Here is a 15,492-nt window from a genome sequence, read left to right on the forward strand (position 1 = left end):
CTGGCCATGCCACGTGGACGCCACCGCCATTCCCCGCCTCTGCACCGGCTGTTGCCTCCGTCTGCGATCGCCGGCGTGTCCGTCGTCTGCGCGCTGGGTCCCTGGATGTTCTCCGAGGCCACGGTGTTGCGCGCGCTGGCCGCGGCCGCCGCGGCGACGGCTGTCGCCGGCGCGGTCGTGATGCGCCGCTGGGACGCGCAGGCGGGCAAGCAGGTCGCCGAGCTCACACGCGCGCGTGTGAGCGACGAATGGCGCAACGAGGAACGGGTCGCCGAACTGGAGACCGATCTCGAGGAATCCCGCGAGCTGCGCGCGAAGCTGGAGCAGCGGCTGCGAGCCAAGCGCGCCGAGCTGGCCGGCCTGCGCAACGAGCACGCGTCCCTGCTGCGCCGGTACGCCACGGCGGAGACCGAGCGCGCGAGCGCCCTGGAGGGCCGCCGGCTGCTGGAGATCGAGGCGGCCGTGCCCTCGTCCGCACCCGCGCTGCCGCCCGCGCGCAGCGCCGAGCCGGAGCCGGCAGCGGTCGAGGCGAGGGAAGCGGACGCGGCCGACGCAGCGGCGCCTGCGGCCACGGAAGCGGACGCCGGAGACGAGTCGCAGAGGCACGCGGTGTTCTCGCCCGAGGGAGCCCGGCTGTACCTGCGCGCCCTGACGGCCCTCGCCCGGTTCGAGGGGAAGGCTCCGGAAGCGGAAGCTCCGGTCGAGCCTGAATCCGAGCCCGAGCCCGAGCCCGAATCCGAGCGCGAGTCTCCGTCCGGGCTCGGGTCCGAGCCCACGACTGTGGCGCCCGGCGTCGAGGTGGCCCCTGAGGTTCCGGTCTTGGAGGGCGAGGCCGGCGCGGACGACTCCGATGCGGATGCCGTCGTCGCGTACGAGGCCGATGCTGCTCCTGCGGCCGTCGCGGACGAGGTCGATTCCGTCGCCAAAGGAGAATCCGCCGGAGAAGACGCCGGAGACGGGGCCGTGGAGGCCGCCGCGGAAGGCGTGACGGACGGCGCTGGTGCCGCTCCGAGCGAGACCGACGTGCCGGCCGCACCGGAGGACGAGGCGCGGGGGCGGACCGCGGTGGCCGACGGACACGCGCGTGTGGCCGCCTCCCCGGCCGCACCGGCGGAGCCCGCCAAGCCGGTCGGGCAGCCTCCCGCCGGGCACTTCACGGTGCCGACGGCGGTGGCCGTCGTACCCGCCGCCCCCGCGCGGCGCCCGATGGTCCAGGGCGGTTTCGACTTCTTCGGTACCCAGAAGCCCGCGCCCGAGGCCGCGCTGGACTCCGTGCAGAACGAGGATCTCGCCGACGTCGTCGGCCAGGAGGCCCTCGCCGTGCACAAGGCCGAGGCGGAGGCCGATTTCAAGCCCGCCGACGCGCAGTCGCACGGCGTCGGCCAGATCATCGACCTGACCGCGCACGACGAGACCGAGCAGATCGACATCCAGGGGCTGCGCAGCGCGGCTTCCTGAGACCGCGCGTACGTACGCGGCGCCGGGCCCGGCTTCCCCGAGGGGAGCCGGGCCTCACGTCATCCAGCGGTCCGGGCGGGCGTCCCGGCGTCCGGTACGGGACCTCTCAGCCTGGTCGTACAGGAGCCGCACGGCCTCCCGGGCGTCCCGCTGCCGGGCCGTCACGGTCTTTCCGGCCCCGGTGTCCACATGCACGTCGGCGAGCCGCCAGAGACGCTGCCAGGGCCCCTGGCTCAGCCGTACGCTCTGCACCTTGGCGTGCGGGACCAGTGAGAGCCTGCGGCGCAGCAGACCGTGCCGGGTGGCGAACACCGTGTCCGTGACCGCCAGACGGTGGCCGCGCCACCACACCGGCACGCACCACCGGGCCCGCCCCGGCGGCCGCGACAGCGCCTGAGGCACCGTCACACCCGGCAGTACGCGCGCGATGACCGACTCGGCTACCGCGCGTGGCGCGACCGGTATCAGTACGGAGTTGGCGGACCCGGCCACGTCCAGTTCCACCCGCACCCAGCCGAGCCGCCGCCACAGCAGCGGTTCCACGATCCGCACGGTCTGCACCCGGCCGGGCGGCACCGTCTCGTGCGTACGGTCGAGCAGCCCGTGGTCGATGCGCAGCCCGTCCGGGGACTCGCCCACCTTCCAGTCGAACTCGGCGACGAACCGTCCCGCGCTCCTCGCGCCGGCCGCGCCGAACAGGGGCAGGGCGGTCGCCAGGACCGTCCACACGTTGTGGGTGGTGAGCCACAGCACGGTCGGCACGACGAGCGCGGCGCACAGCGAGCCCCAGGTGGCGCCCGTCAGCACCAGGGAGAGCATAAGCGCGCGCGGGGGCACGCGAAGCAGCTCGTGCGCCGGTGCTTCGCCGACTTCACGCGCTGTCTCGGGTGCGAAACCCGCCGCGCGCGCGAGCAGCTCCGCGCGCAGAGCACGCGCCTCCTGCTCACCCAGGAAGGCCAGTTCGTCCTTTTTGTCGGCTCCGACGACGTCGATGCGCAGCTTGGCGACGCCCGCCACGCGCGCGAGGAGCGGACGGGAGACGTCGACGGCCTGGACGCGCTCCAGCCGGATGTGCGCGGTGCGCCGGAACAACAGGCCAGTCCGGATGCGCAGTTCGGACTCGGTGACCGCGAAGTGCGTGAACCACCAGGACAGAAAGCCGTACAGGCCGGCTACGGGCACCAGGACCGCGAGCCCCAACAGGAGCATGGTGTCGGTGAGCTTCGTCAGCTGCTCCTGCGCCCCGTTCGGGTCGTGCGCGGCCCAGCCGACGAGTACGGCGACCGGCGCCCACGCCCGCCGGAAGGGCGTGACCGGGTGCAGCCGGCGCTCGACCACGGCCGCGCGCCCCTCGGCACCTTGCCCGCCGTCCAGGACGGCATCGACGGCATCGGCGTGAGCGGCGTCCTTGGCGTCCGTGCCGTCGCCGTGGCCCGGGGCCGTCACAGCCCCGCCGATCGAGCCTCGCCCAGCTCGGTGAGCCGGTCCCGCAGCCGTTCCGCCTCGGCCGGGTCCAGACCGGGGATGGTCGCGTCGGTCGCGGCGGCCGCCGTGTGCAGCTGCACGGTGGCCAGCCCGAAGCGCCGCTCCACCGGACCGGAGGTGACCTCCACCAGCTGCATCCGCCCGTACGGCACCACCGTCTCCTCGCGCCACAGGACGCCACGGCTGATCAGCAGGTCGTCGGCGCGCTCGGCGTACCGCCACGAGCGCCAGTTGCGCCCCAGCAGCCGCCAGCACCACGCGGCGCACGCCACGGGCAGCAGCGCGAAGGCGCCCCACGCCGGCCCCGCGAGCAGGCCCGGCAGCAGGCCGGCGGCCAGCGCGAGCACCGCCGTCCACACCACGAGCAGCAGTCGGCGCATCCGCAGCAGCCCCGGCGGCAACGCCCGCCACATCGGCTCGTCCCCCGGTATCCCCGCCTCGAGCGGGCTCCCCGTTTCCATGGGGCCAGCGTACGTAGGGGAAACTGGGGCCATGACTCCTACGACGGAGACCACGGTCGGGATCGGCGGCGCCGCGGAGAGCACCGACATGGTGCTCAACATCGGACCCCAGCACCCGTCCACGCACGGCGTCCTGCGGCTCAGGCTCGTGCTGGACGGGGAGCGGATCGTGCGCGCGGAGCCGGTGATCGGCTACATGCACCGCGGCGCCGAGAAGCTCTTCGAGGCGCGCGACTACCGGCAGATCATCGTGCTCGCCAATCGCCACGACTGGCTGTCGGCGTTCTCGAACGAGCTGGGTGTGGTCCTCGCGGTGGAGCGGATGCTCGGCATGGAGGTGCCCGTGCGGGCGGTGTGGACGCGCACGCTGCTCGCCGAGCTGAACCGGGTGCTGAACCACCTGATGTTCCTCGGCTCCTACCCGCTGGAGCTGGGTGGCATCACCCCGGTGTTCTACGCGTTCCGTGAGCGCGAGGTGCTCCAGAACGTGATGGAGGAGGTCTCCGGCGGGCGCATGCACTACATGTTCAACCGCGTCGGCGGCCTCAAGGAGGACCTGCCGGCCGGCTGGACCGCACGCGCGCGTGCCGCCGTCGCCGCCGTGCGCTCCCGCATGGACGTCTTCGACGACCTGGTGCTCGGCAACGAGATCTTCCGGGGGCGCACGCGCCGTGTGGGCGCGCTGGCGCCGGAGGCCGTGCACGCCTACGGCGTGAGCGGGCCCATCGCGCGCGCTTCGGGGGTCGACTTCGACCTGCGCCGCGACGAGCCGTACCTGGCCTACGGGGACCTCCAGGACACCCTGAAGGTCGCCACCCGGAGCGAGGGCGACTGCCTCGCCCGTTTCGAGGTGCTCCTGGAGCAGACCCACAACGCGCTCGACCTCGCCGACGCCTGTCTGGACCGGCTCGTCGAGCTGCCGCCGGGACCGATCAACCAGCGGCTGCCGAAGGTCCTGAAGGCGCCCGAGGGGCACACGTACGCGTGGACCGAGAACCCGCTCGGCATCAACGGCTACTACCTGGTCAGCAAGGGCGAGAAGACGCCGTACCGGCTGAAGCTGCGCTCGGCGTCGTACAACAACATCCAGGCGCTGACCGAGCTGCTGCCGGGGACGCTGGTGGCGGACATGGTGGCGATCCTCGGGTCGCTGTTCTTCGTGGTCGGCGACATCGACAAGTAGCCCGCTGCGACCAGCGGCTAGGGGCCGGGTGCCAGCGGGTTCGGGATGCAGACCGACTGGACCAGCCAGCCGAAGTCGCCGAGGCCGCCGGGCGCGGTGAGTTCACCGGCCTCTCCGGCGCTCGCGAGGGCACGGACGTAGGCGGAGGGGTCGGTGGAGGCCAGTGCGAGCGGGGGGCGTGCGCCGGTGATGTCCAGGGCGTGGAGGGCAGCGCGTTGTGTGAGCAGGCGCGCTGGAGACAGCGAGCGCGCCGTGTGGTGGGGCGCGTGCGCTGTGTTCGGGGGCGTGCGGAGAGCGGACGGCGCCTCGAAAGATGCGCGCGTGGTGTTCTGGGACGTATACGCCCCCGCGGGGAGCGTGTGCGCCGTGTCGGGAGGCGTGCACGGCGCGCCGTGCCGGGCGTACAGCCTGGGTGCCGCCGCGCACGCGTCCAGCGCGACGTGCGCCGTGATGTCGCACGACCCGTCCGGCACAGGCGCCGTCTCGCGCCCCTCCCGGAAGCCGGTGAGCGTACCGAACGGGGGGCGCGTGTCGATGGTGTGCGCGTAGTCCACGGCCACCGCGAGCCCGCGCACCACCCGGTCCACCACCGACGCCCAGGCCAGGTCCCGGGGCAGCCCGATCTCCGCGCGCAGCCCCTCCTCGGCGGGCAGTGGCCACCACTGGGCGAGCCAGTCCGCCTCGGCGCCCGTCACGGGCTCCCCGAGCCGTTCGGTGCCGTCCTCCGCGACGAGGACCAGCCGGGGCACGCCGGAGGAATCGACCTCGGCGACGTCCACGGGCACGTTGTCCAGCCACTCGTTGGCGAAGAGCAGCCCGGTGACGGCGGCCGGGGGTGCGGCGAGCCAGGTGATGCGGGCGTCCAGGCCGGGCGGACGGGCGGCCAGTTCGACGGCGTACCCGCGCGCGCGTGCGGCCGTCTCGGCCGGCAGGGCGGCGAGCACCCCCGTGACCAGTTCGCCCCGCCCCGCGCCCATGTCGACGAAGTCCAGCACCGCGGGCCGCCCCAGGGCCTCGTCCACCCGGCACAGCAGCCCCGCCACGGCCCGTGCGAACAGCGGGGAGGCGTGCACGGACGTACGGAAGTGACCGGCCGGGCCTTCCGGACGCCGGTAGAAGCCGCCGGGCCCGTACAGCGCGGCCTCGGCCGCCGCGCGCCAGCCGTGCTCGCCGCCGTTCCCGTCGCCGGGGGCAGGTTCCGCTTCCCGCGCCGTTCCATCCGTCACCGGAACAGACTAGGCGCACAGATGATCACTTCCTCCACCTTGCGGAGTACGCGCACCGCGTGTGGATCGGTCCTCCGGTTGACCCCTGCACGCATCTCGTTTCCCTACTCTGGGTTACGTGCAGCGCCTCTACGACTTCCTCCGCCGCCACCCGACCTGGGTCGACACCTTCTGGGCCGTCGTCCTGCTCGGGCTGTCCGGCGTGAGCGTGGTCAGTCTGCACGGGGTGCCAGGGCACCACGGGACGATCGCCACAGCGGCGATCGTGTCCGTCGTCCTGTGCGTCGTCGTCGCGCTGCGCCGCCGTTACCCGGAGCCGATGCTGCTCGTCGCGTGCGCGACCGGACTGGCCCAGCTCGTCCTGGACGTCGAGACGACGGTCGCCGACTTCGCGATGCTGGTGATCACGTACACGGTCGCGGCGATCGGCGCCCGCTGGGCCTCACGGCTCGCGCTCTCCGTCAGCCTCGTCGCGGCGGCCCTCGCGCAGCTCCGCTGGCCGGCCGAGCACTCCGGGTTCGTCGGACAGGTCGCCATCGCGGTCTTCCAGACGGTGCCCTTCGCACTCGCCTGGGTGCTCGGTGACTCCATGCGGACCCGGCGCGCCTACTTCGCCCAGCTGGAAGAGCGCGCGGCACGTCTGGAGAAGGAGCGCGAGGCGCAGGCGAAGGTCGCGGTCGCGGCCGAGCGCGCCCGTATCGCGCGCGAGCTGCACGATGTCGTCGCGCACAACGTGTCGGTGATGGTGGTGCAGGCCGATGGTGCCGCCTACGTCCTCGACGCCGCTCCCGACCAGGCCAAGAAGGCCCTGGAGACGATCTCCTCCACCGGCCGGCAGGCCCTCGCCGAGATGCGCCGCCTGCTGGGCGTACTGCGCACCGGGGAGCACCAGGAGGGCGGGGAGTACGTTCCGCAGCCCGATGTCGAGCAGATCGACGACCTCATCGAGCAGTGCCGCACTTCCGGGCTGCCGGTCGACTTCAAGGTCGAGGGCACCCCGCGACCGCTGCCCAGCGGCGTGGAGCTGACCGCGTACCGCATCGTGCAGGAGGCGCTCACCAACACGCGCAAGCACGGCGGCCCCAACGCGGGCGCGAGCGTGCGGCTGGTCTACTTCGACGACGGGCTCGGCCTGCTGGTCGAGGACGACGGCAAGGGAGCCCCGCACGAGCTGTACGAGGAGGGCGGCGCCGACGGCCAGGGGCACGGTCTGATCGGCATGCGCGAGCGGGTCGGCATGGTCGGCGGCACGCTGGACGCGGGCCCGCGCCCGGGCGGAGGATTCCGCATCAGCGTCCTGCTCCCGCTCAAACCGGCGCACTGACACGCGCACGCGCCCCGATTGACACCTGTAAGCCGTAGCCGGCAGGTGAGCCGCAGACCGGCGAGCCGATACTCGTAAGCCCCGTCCCGCCCGCCCCGAAGGAAAGAGGCCCGATGACGATCCGCGTGATGCTCGTCGACGACCAGGTGCTGCTGCGCACCGGGTTCCGGATGGTGCTGGCCGCCCAGCCGGACATGGAGGTCGTCGCGGAGGCGGGCGACGGTGTCGAGGCCCTGCAGGTGCTGCGCACGACCTCGGTCGACGTCGTCCTGATGGATGTCCGCATGCCGAAGCTGGACGGGGTGGAGACCACTCGGCGGATCTGTGCGGAGCCGGGCGCGCCGAAGGTACTGATCCTGACCACGTTCGACCTGGACGAGTACGCCTTCTCCGGGCTGAAGGCGGGCGCCTCCGGGTTCATGCTCAAGGACGTGCCGCCCGGTGAGCTGCTGACCGCCATCCGTTCCGTGCACAGCGGTGACGCCGTCGTGGCGCCCTCCACCACCCGGCGGCTGCTGGACCGCTTCGCGCCGATGCTGCCCTCCAGCGGCAAGGAGCCGCAGCACAAGGAGCTGGAGCGGCTCACCGACCGGGAGCGGGAGGTGATGGTGCTGGTCGCGCAGGGCCTGTCGAACGGGGAGATCGCGGCCCGGCTGGTGCTGAGCGAGGCGACGGTGAAGACCCATGTGGGCCGGATCCTGACCAAGCTCGGTCTGCGCGACCGGGTGCAGGTGGTGGTGCTGGCGTACGAGACCGGCCTGGTGCGCGCGGGCGGGCACGGCTGAGATCGCCCGGGGAGGCGGGAATCAGCGCAGGACGCCCTCGATGAAGTCGCTGCCCAGCCGGGCCACCGCGGACAGGTTCAGCTGGTGCTGGACGTACCGCCCGCGGCGGCAGTCGGTGATCAGGCCCGCCTTCTTCAGCACCGCGAGGTGCCGGGATATCTCGGGGGCCGACATGCCGTGCGCGTCGGCCAGCTCGCCCGTGGTGTGCGGGGCCCGCGCGAGATGCCGGCACAGCCGCATCCGCACCGGGTGGGCCAGTGCCTCCAGGCGGCGCGTGAGCTGTTCGACGGACGGGGCCTGCGGGCGGGAGCCGCTCGCCGGGTAGGTGATCGAGGGCTGCCAGCCGAACCGGTGCAGCACCAGGACGTGCGGCCAGCCGAGGCTGGTCGGCACCAGGACCAGGCTGCCGTCGCCCGTGGCGGTGCGGCCCACCGAGAGCTTGTCGACCGTGATGAGTGCGGCCTCCTCGTCCAGCGAGATGGCCTCGGACAGGGACGCGAGGGCTTCGCCGAGGCCCTTGCGGCGCAACAGCTCGGTCTTGTGCCGGGCGTCGGCGGCGAGCTGGGGCTGGATACGGGCCCAGGTGTCGGCGAAGAAGGCCTCGTCGCAGTCGAGCATCAGCTGCCGGAACCACGCGCGGACGACCGGCGGGTCTTCCAGCAGCCGGCGCGCGAACTGCTCCTGTACGGCCCCGCGCGCGGCGGCCAGCTCCAGGGAGCGGCGGCGCAGCTCCGGGTCGTCCAGCAGTGAGGGTTCCTGGAGGTCGTAGCGCAGTTGGCAGGTGAACTCCAGTGCGGCGTTGACGAACTGTTCGTCCGTCAGCTTGTCCAGCAGGTCCAGCTCCTCGGCGAGGGTGGCGCCGGGCGGCGTGCGCCGGCCGGGGATGCCGGCGAACGGGGCGAAGACGTCCGAGAACGTCGTACGCCACAGGAAGTCGGCCTCGCACAGCCGGTCGGCCAGCCGGGGGTCCAGCCGGGACGAGACGGCGGTCGCCCAGCCCTGCAGGTCGGGGTGGTGGCCGGGTTCGCTGAGCGCGTGCAGAGCCATCCCCAGCTCCGCCAGCGGGGAGGGCACGACCGAGATCCGCTCGGGCGGCAGTCCGGTGATGTCGATGGTCACGCTCATGCGTCCATCCTGCCCCGGCCCACTGACAGCGGCGCCGTGGATTGACGGCAGCTGTCAATCCACGGGACATCGGCACCCGGCTCGACCAGGCTGAATGCACCGGGGCAGCCGCGGAGCCCGATCAGCCACAGATCAGCCACGTCCCGAGAAGGCGAACCGCCATGAGCATCACCCAGCAGTACCTCCTCGACAGTTACCGTGCGCGCGTGCTCGGCGAACCCGAGCCGCCCGCGCCCGGCCGGCACGACGCCGACCTGGTGCGCGAAGTGCGCGACCACCGGCGTTTCAACGCCGTCATCGCCGAACGACCGGCGCGCGGGCGCGTGCGCTACGTCCTGCGCCGGTGGTTGCGCCCGCGCGCGCTGTGATCACAGGCCCCTGTTGCTTTGCGATCACAGGCCCCCGTGCTCTGTGATGACGGGCCCCGTGCGCTGTGATCACAGCGGGGGCAGGTGGGTCACGAAGTCGGCGACGGCCGCCCGTACGTCGTCCGCCGTCCACTCCAGGCCCTCCGCGCCGACCGTGACCTCCGTGTACGCCAGGTCCGGTCCGCCGTGGTCCCAGCCCCGCGCGAACAGCAGGACCGAGGTCTCCTCCGCCTGCCGCACGGCCGCCTCGGCCACCACGCCCGGGTCGTACGGCAGCCAGACCCGGAACTCGTGGGTGTGCGGCACCCCGGGGTGCACGCGGGCCCACGGGACGCCCGCCTCGGCGAACCCCTCGCGCAGCGCGGCGGCCACCACGCGCGCGTGCCGCACGTAGTCGGGCAGCCGGGGCAGCTCCGTCTCGAGTCCGGCGAGCGCGGACAGCACGGTCGGGAACTGCTGGAAGACCATCCCGCCGTACCGGTGCCGCCAGGCCCGCGCGTCCTCGATCAGCGTCTTCGGGCCGGCCAGCGCGGCACCGCCGAAGCCGCCGAGGGACTTGTAGAACGACACGTAGACGGTGTCGGCGAGGCCGGCGATCTCCTCCAGGGGGCGGCCGAGGTGCTCCGTGCACTCCCACAGGCGCGCGCCGTCGAAGTGCACCACCGCGTCGCGCTCCCGCGCGGCCTCGACGACCTCGGTCAGCTCCTCCCAGGTGGGCAGGACGTAGCCGGCGTCCCTGAGGGGCAGTTCCAGCATCAGCGTGCCGAAGGGCTCTTCCAAGGTGCGTATCTCGGCGGCCGTGGGCAGCCGGGGTTCGCTGGTCACCTGTACCGGGCGCAATCCGCTGACCTGGCTGAACGCGTTCCGTTCATGCACTTCGGGGTGGGCGAGGCCGTGCAGGGCGACCGTGGGGTCGCCGGTGCGGGCGGCCCAGCAGCGCAGGGCCACCTGCTGGGCCATCGTGCCGGTCGGGAAGAACGCGGCGGCCTCCGTGCCGAGCAGCGCGGCGACCCGCCCCTCCAGGGCGCCCACGATCCGGTCCCCGTAGATGTCGGCCCGCTCGTCGAGGTCGTAGACCTCGGGTGCCGTCCGCGTCAGCCAGTCCAGGCGTTCGCGGATCGTGCCCTCGAAAGGGGCGCGCCGCAGCACGCGCCGCGCCTGTTTGCAGGCGGCCACCCGGCGCTCGTACCGCGCCCGCCGCTGGTCCTGCTCAGCCGTATCGCTCATGGCGGCGATCATCCCGCGCCCCGGCCACGCCCGACACCGGGTTTTCCGCGTCGCTAGGCCGCCCTGGCGGGGTGGCGAAACCCACAGCCTGTGGACAACCGGCCGCCCCCGCACTCGATAGCGTTAACATGACGAGAAATCGTCCGGTACATCGTCCGGTACCCAGAGCGGACTGGAACGGGAAGGCCGCCGTCGCGTGAGTACAGTCCACCAGCCAGACCTCAAGGACCGCCCCGCGCGGCTCACCGTCGGCGTCGTCGGCGCCGGCCGCGTGGGCCCCGCCCTGGCCGCGTCCCTCCAGCTCGCCGGGCACCGCCCGGTGGCCGTCTCCGGTGTCTCCGACGCCTCCCGCAGGCGCGCCGAGACCATGCTCCCGGACGTGCCGCTGGTGCCGCCCGCCGAGGTCCTGAACCGCGCCGACCTGGTGCTGCTCACCGTCCCCGACGACGTCCTGCCCGGCCTGGTCACCGGCCTCGCCGAGACCGGCGCCGTACGGCCCGGACAGCTGCTCGTGCACACCTCCGGCCGGTACGGCGCCAAGGTCCTCGACCCCGCCCTGCGCGCCGGCGCGCTGCCGCTGGCCCTGCACCCGGCGATGACGTTCACCGGTACGCCGGTGGACGTCCAGCGCTTGGCCGGCTGCTCCTTCGGCGTCACCGCGCCCGAGGAGCTGCGGCTGGCCGCCGAGGCCCTCGTCATCGAGATGGGCGGCGAGCCCGAGTGGATCAGCGAGGAGGACCGCCCGCTCTACCACGCGGCCCTCGCGCTCGGCGCCAACCACCTGGTGACCCTGGTCGCCCAGTCGATGGAGCTGCTGCGCACGGCCGGTGTGTCGGCGCCCGACCGGATGCTCGGCCCGCTGCTCGGCGCCGCCTTGGACAACGCCCTGCGCTCCGGCGACGCGGCGCTCACCGGTCCCGTCGCGCGCGGGGACGCCGGCACGGTCGCCGCGCACGTCACCGAGCTGCGCAAGCACGCCCCGCAGACCGTCGCGGGCTATCTCGCGATGGCCCGCGCCACCGCCGACCGGGCCCTCGCGCACGGCCTGCTGAAGCCGGAACTCGCCGAGGACCTGCTGGGCGTGCTGGCCGAGGGATCCAACGGCACGAACGGCACCAATGGCACCAAGGGGAACGCCTGATGACCACCACCCTGCTGAGTACCGCCGAAGAGCTGCACGCGCGCGTGCGCCACGGCCGCCGAGCCGTCGTGATGACCATGGGCGCCCTGCACGAGGGCCACGCCACCCTGATCCGCGCCGCGCGGGAGCTGGCCGGCCCGGACGGCGAGGTCGTCGTGACCGTCTTCGTCAACCCGCTGCAGTTCGGCGCGGGCGAGGATCTCGACCGGTATCCGCGCACGCTGGAGGCCGATCTGAAGCTCGCCGAGCAGGCCGGCGCGGACGCCGTGTTCGCGCCGTCCGCGGACGGGGTCTACCCGGGCGGCGAACCCCAGGTGCGCATCACCGCCGGTCCCATGGGCGAACGCCTGGAGGGCGCCTCGCGGCCCGGCCACTTCGACGGCATGCTCACCGTCGTCGCCAAGCTGCTGCACCTGACCCGCCCCGACGCGGCCCTGTTCGGGCAGAAGGACGCCCAGCAGCTGGCCCTGATCCGGCGCATGGTGCGGGACCTGAACTTCGGTGTCGAGATCGTCGGCGTACCGACCGTGCGCGAGGCGGACGGGCTCGCCCTGTCCAGCCGCAACCGCTACCTGGCGCCGCAGGAGCGCGGTACGGCGCTCGCGCTGTCCCGGGCGCTGTTCGCCGGCCGTGACCGGCACGCCGCCCAGGAGGCACTGCGCGCGCGTGCCCGCGAAGTGCCCTCCACGCACGCGCGTGCCGAGGCGCTCAGCGCCATAGGGGAGTCCCGCGCGGCGGCCGACGCGCACGCCGTCGCCACCGCCGCGCCCGGCGGCCCGGCCGCGGTCCGCGCGGCGGCCCGCCAGATCCTGGACGAGGCCGCCCGCTTCGTGCCGCCGCTCCGGCTGGACTACCTCGCCCTGGTCGACCCCGCGGACTTCACCGAGATCGGCGACGACTTCACCGGCGAGGCCGTCCTCGCCGTCGCCGCGCGGGTCGGCACCACCCGGCTGATCGACAACCTCCCCCTCTCCTTCGGAGCCGCCTCGTGACCAGCACCGGCACCAACACAGGCATACGACTGCACGCGCCCGCCCCCGGCTGGGCCATCGACGCGGACGTGGTCGTCGTCGGCTCCGGAGTGGCCGGCCTGACCGCGGCCCTGCGCTGCGAGGCCGCCGGGCTCACGACGGTCGTCGTCACCAAGGCCCGCCTGGACGACGGTTCCACGCGCTGGGCGCAGGGCGGCATCGCCGCCGCCCTCGGCGAGGGCGACACCCCCGAGCAGCACCTCGGGGACACCCTGGTGGCCGGGGCGGGCCTGTGCGACGAGGAGGCCGTACGGATCCTCGTCACCGAAGGCCCCGACGCCGTACGGCGGCTCATCGACACCGGCGCCCACTTCGACGAGTCCTCCGAGGGCGAGCTGGACCTCACCCGCGAGGGCGGCCACCACCGGCGCCGCATCGCGCACGCGGGCGGCGACGCGACCGGCGCCGAGGTCTCCCGGGCCCTCGTGGAGGCCGTACGCGCGCGTGGGCTGCGCACCATCGAGAACGCGCTCGTGCTGGACCTGCTGACCGACGCCGACGGCCGTACGGCCGGTGTCACCCTGCACGTGATGGGCGAGGGCCAGCACGACGGCGTGGGCGCCGTGCACGCCCCCGCCGTGGTCCTCGCGACCGGCGGCATGGGCCAGGTCTTCTCCGCGACCACCAACCCGTCGGTGTCCACCGGCGACGGCGTGGCGCTGGCGCTGCGTGCGGGCGCCGAGATCTCCGACCTGGAGTTCGTGCAGTTCCACCCGACCGTGCTGTTCATCGGCGCGGACGCCGAAGGACAGCACCCGCTGGTCTCGGAGGCGGTGCGCGGCGAGGGCGCCCACCTGGTCGACGGCGACGGCGTGCGCTTCATGCTGGGCCAGCACGAACTGGCCGAGCTGGCGCCCCGGGACATCGTCGCCAAGGGCATCATGCGGCGCATGCGGGAGCAGGACGCCGAGCACATGTACCTCGACGCCCGGCACTTCGGGGCCGCCATGTGGGAGCACCGCTTCCCGACCATCCTGGCCGCCTGCAGGGCCAACGGCATCGACCCCGTCACCGAGCCCATCCCGATCGCCCCGGCCGCCCACTACGCCTCCGGAGGCGTGCGCACCGACGCCCGGGGCCGCACGACCGTGCCCGGCCTGTACGCGTGCGGCGAGGTCGCGTGCACCGGCGTGCACGGCGCGAACCGGCTCGCCTCCAACTCCCTGCTCGAAGGCCTCGTCTACGCCGAACGGATCGCGGCCGACATCGCCGCGGCCCACGCGGAAAACGGCCTCCACGCGCGTGTGCCCGCGCCGGTCCCGCACCCCGACCGCCCCGCGCACCCGCTGCTCACCCCCGAGACCCGCTTCGCCATCCAGCGCGTCATGTCCATGGGCGCCGGTGTGCTGCGCTCGGAGGAGTCCCTCGCCCGGGCCGCCGAACAGCTCCAGCGGCTGCACACGGAGGCCCGCGACGCGCTCGAGGAGCACGGCAAGACCGCCGAGCCCGGCGTCGACACCTGGGAGGCCACCAACCTCCTGTGCGTCGCCCGCGTCCTGGTCGCGGCCGCCCGGCTGCGCGAGGAGACCCGCGGCTGCCACTGGCGCGAGGACCGTGCCGAGCGCGACGACACCCACTGGCGGCGCCACATCGTCGTACGGCTCAACCCGGACCGGTCCCTGGCCGTACGCACCACGGACACCGCAGACTTCCCCCCGACCCGGCACAACCAGCGCCCTCAGGAGCAGTGACAGACGTGAGCACCGACGACCTTCCCCTCGCCTCCGCCGGCGGCTGTGGCGACGACTGCGCCTGCGGCGCCGAGGGCGATCAGGAATACCTGGAGTGCGGGCTCGACCCCGCGCTCGCCGAGCTGCTGGCCGCCGCCGGGCTCGACCCGATCGAGGTCGAGGACGTCGCCAACGTCGCCATCCAGGAGGACCTGGACGGCGGCGTGGACGTGACGACCGTCGCGACCATCCCCGAGGAGGCGGTGGCCACCGGCGACTTCACCGCGCGCGAGGCGGGCGTCGTGGCGGGCCTGCGGGTCGCCGAGGCCGTTCTCTCGGTGGTCTGCACGGACGAGTTCGAGGTCGAGCGGCACGTCGAGGACGGCGACCGGATCGAGGCCGGGCAGAAGCTGCTGTCCGTCACCACGCGCACGCGCGACCTGCTCACCGCCGAGCGCAGCGCGCTGAACATCCTGTGCCGCCTGTCCGGCATCGCGACGGCCACGCGTGCGTGGGCGGACGCCTTGGAGGGCACGAAGACCAAGGTCCGTGACACCCGCAAGACGACCCCCGGCCTGCGCTCGCTGGAGAAGTTCGGCGTCCGCTGCGGCGGGGGCGTCAACCACCGCATGTCGCTGTCCGACGCGGCCCTGGTGAAGGACAACCACGTGGTCGCCGCCGGTGGCGTCGCGCAGGCCTTCAAGGCCGTACGGGAGACCTTCCCGGACGTGCCGATCGAGGTCGAGGTCGACACGCTGCACCAGCTGCGCGAGGTGGTCGAAGCCGGCGCCGACCTGATCCTGCTGGACAACTTCACGCCCGGCGAGTGCGCGGAGGCCGTCGGCATCGTCGGCGGCCGGGCCCTGCTGGAGGCCTCCGGCCGGCTGACGCTCGGCAACGCGCGCGCGTACGCCGACACCGGCGTGGACTTCCTGGCGGTCGGCGCCCTCACCCACTCCTCGCCGATCCTGGACATCGGCCTGGACCTGCGCGAGGCGGAGTAACGGC

Annotated in this window: 14 protein-coding genes; 9 read left to right on the forward strand and 5 right to left on the reverse strand. The window is 73.6% G+C overall.

Annotated features, from left to right (window positions below; genetic code table 11):
* Positions 1 to 6 precede the first annotated feature (6 nt).
* The gene (locus ADK64_RS07790) at positions 7 to 1,458 is read left to right on the forward strand and encodes a hypothetical protein (RefSeq protein ID WP_199829520.1); all 1,452 of its coding nucleotides are present in this window, start codon (positions 7 to 9) and stop codon (positions 1,456 to 1,458) included.
* A 54-nt stretch (positions 1,459 to 1,512) separates the two neighbouring features.
* Here the strand turns inward: ADK64_RS07790 and ADK64_RS07795 are convergent, their stop codons facing one another.
* The gene (locus ADK64_RS07795) at positions 1,513 to 2,832 is read right to left on the reverse strand and encodes a PH domain-containing protein (protein ID WP_053656499.1); all 1,320 of its coding nucleotides are present in this window, start codon (positions 2,830 to 2,832) and stop codon (positions 1,513 to 1,515) included.
* A gap of 68 nt (positions 2,833 to 2,900) precedes the next feature.
* The gene (locus ADK64_RS07800) at positions 2,901 to 3,404 is read right to left on the reverse strand and encodes a PH domain-containing protein (protein ID WP_053656432.1); all 504 of its coding nucleotides are present in this window, start codon (positions 3,402 to 3,404) and stop codon (positions 2,901 to 2,903) included.
* Positions 3,405 to 3,435: 31 nt separating this feature from the next.
* On the opposite strand from ADK64_RS07800, the gene ADK64_RS07805 reads away from it, so the two are divergent.
* The gene (locus ADK64_RS07805) at positions 3,436 to 4,587 is read left to right on the forward strand and encodes an NADH-quinone oxidoreductase subunit D (protein ID WP_053656434.1); all 1,152 of its coding nucleotides are present in this window, start codon (positions 3,436 to 3,438) and stop codon (positions 4,585 to 4,587) included.
* A gap of 17 nt (positions 4,588 to 4,604) precedes the next feature.
* Here the strand turns inward: ADK64_RS07805 and ADK64_RS07810 are convergent, their stop codons facing one another.
* Positions 4,605 to 5,813 carry an SAM-dependent methyltransferase gene (locus ADK64_RS07810; protein WP_078992543.1) on the reverse strand — a complete coding sequence of 403 codons (1,209 nt, stop codon included), beginning with the start codon at positions 5,811 to 5,813 and terminating at the stop codon, positions 4,605 to 4,607.
* A 118-nt stretch (positions 5,814 to 5,931) separates the two neighbouring features.
* Here ADK64_RS07810 and ADK64_RS07815 point away from each other — a divergent pair, with 118 nt between their 5' ends.
* Entirely contained in the window at positions 5,932 to 7,137 is a 1,206-nt protein-coding gene (locus ADK64_RS07815; protein ID WP_053656436.1) for a sensor histidine kinase, read from the forward strand.
* 113 nt (positions 7,138 to 7,250) lie between these two features.
* Complete coding sequence (locus tag ADK64_RS07820; RefSeq protein ID WP_053656437.1) at positions 7,251 to 7,922, forward strand: response regulator transcription factor; 672 nt, start codon at positions 7,251 to 7,253, stop codon at positions 7,920 to 7,922.
* Positions 7,923 to 7,943: 21 nt separating this feature from the next.
* Here the strand turns inward: ADK64_RS07820 and ADK64_RS07825 are convergent, their stop codons facing one another.
* A complete protein-coding gene (locus tag ADK64_RS07825; RefSeq protein ID WP_053656439.1) occupies positions 7,944 to 9,047 on the reverse strand; it encodes a DUF5937 family protein in 1,104 nt (367 codons plus the stop codon).
* Between the two features lie 161 nt (positions 9,048 to 9,208).
* On the opposite strand from ADK64_RS07825, the gene ADK64_RS07830 reads away from it, so the two are divergent.
* Positions 9,209 to 9,415 carry a hypothetical protein gene (locus ADK64_RS07830; protein ID WP_053656441.1) on the forward strand — a complete coding sequence of 69 codons (207 nt, stop codon included), beginning with the start codon at positions 9,209 to 9,211 and terminating at the stop codon, positions 9,413 to 9,415.
* A gap of 69 nt (positions 9,416 to 9,484) precedes the next feature.
* Here ADK64_RS07830 and ADK64_RS07835 read toward each other — a convergent pair whose 3' ends face one another.
* Positions 9,485 to 10,642 carry a threonine aldolase family protein gene (locus tag ADK64_RS07835; RefSeq protein WP_078992549.1) on the reverse strand — a complete coding sequence of 386 codons (1,158 nt, stop codon included), beginning with the start codon at positions 10,640 to 10,642 and terminating at the stop codon, positions 9,485 to 9,487.
* A 196-nt stretch (positions 10,643 to 10,838) separates the two neighbouring features.
* On the opposite strand from ADK64_RS07835, the gene ADK64_RS07840 reads away from it, so the two are divergent.
* From ADK64_RS07840 to nadC, 4 genes are read left to right on the forward strand one after another with little or no spacing between them, the layout of a single operon-like run.
* Complete coding sequence (locus ADK64_RS07840) at positions 10,839 to 11,783, forward strand: Rossmann-like and DUF2520 domain-containing protein (protein WP_053656445.1); 945 nt, start codon at positions 10,839 to 10,841, stop codon at positions 11,781 to 11,783.
* Positions 11,783 to 12,775, forward strand: coding sequence for a pantoate--beta-alanine ligase (gene panC / locus ADK64_RS07845; protein WP_053656447.1), 993 nt, complete (start codon positions 11,783 to 11,785; stop codon positions 12,773 to 12,775). The genes ADK64_RS07840 and panC overlap by 1 nt, the downstream gene beginning before the upstream one ends.
* Positions 12,772 to 14,505, forward strand: coding sequence for an L-aspartate oxidase (locus ADK64_RS07850; protein ID WP_053656449.1), 1,734 nt, complete (start codon positions 12,772 to 12,774; stop codon positions 14,503 to 14,505). Before panC ends, ADK64_RS07850 begins: the two co-directional genes overlap by 4 nt.
* A gap of 5 nt (positions 14,506 to 14,510) precedes the next feature.
* Positions 14,511 to 15,488, forward strand: coding sequence for a carboxylating nicotinate-nucleotide diphosphorylase (gene nadC / locus ADK64_RS07855; protein WP_053656450.1), 978 nt, complete (start codon positions 14,511 to 14,513; stop codon positions 15,486 to 15,488).
* Positions 15,489 to 15,492 lie beyond the last annotated feature (4 nt).

The organism is Streptomyces sp. MMG1121 (assembly GCF_001280015.1).
GTDB lineage: Bacteria > Actinomycetota > Actinomycetes > Streptomycetales > Streptomycetaceae > Streptomyces.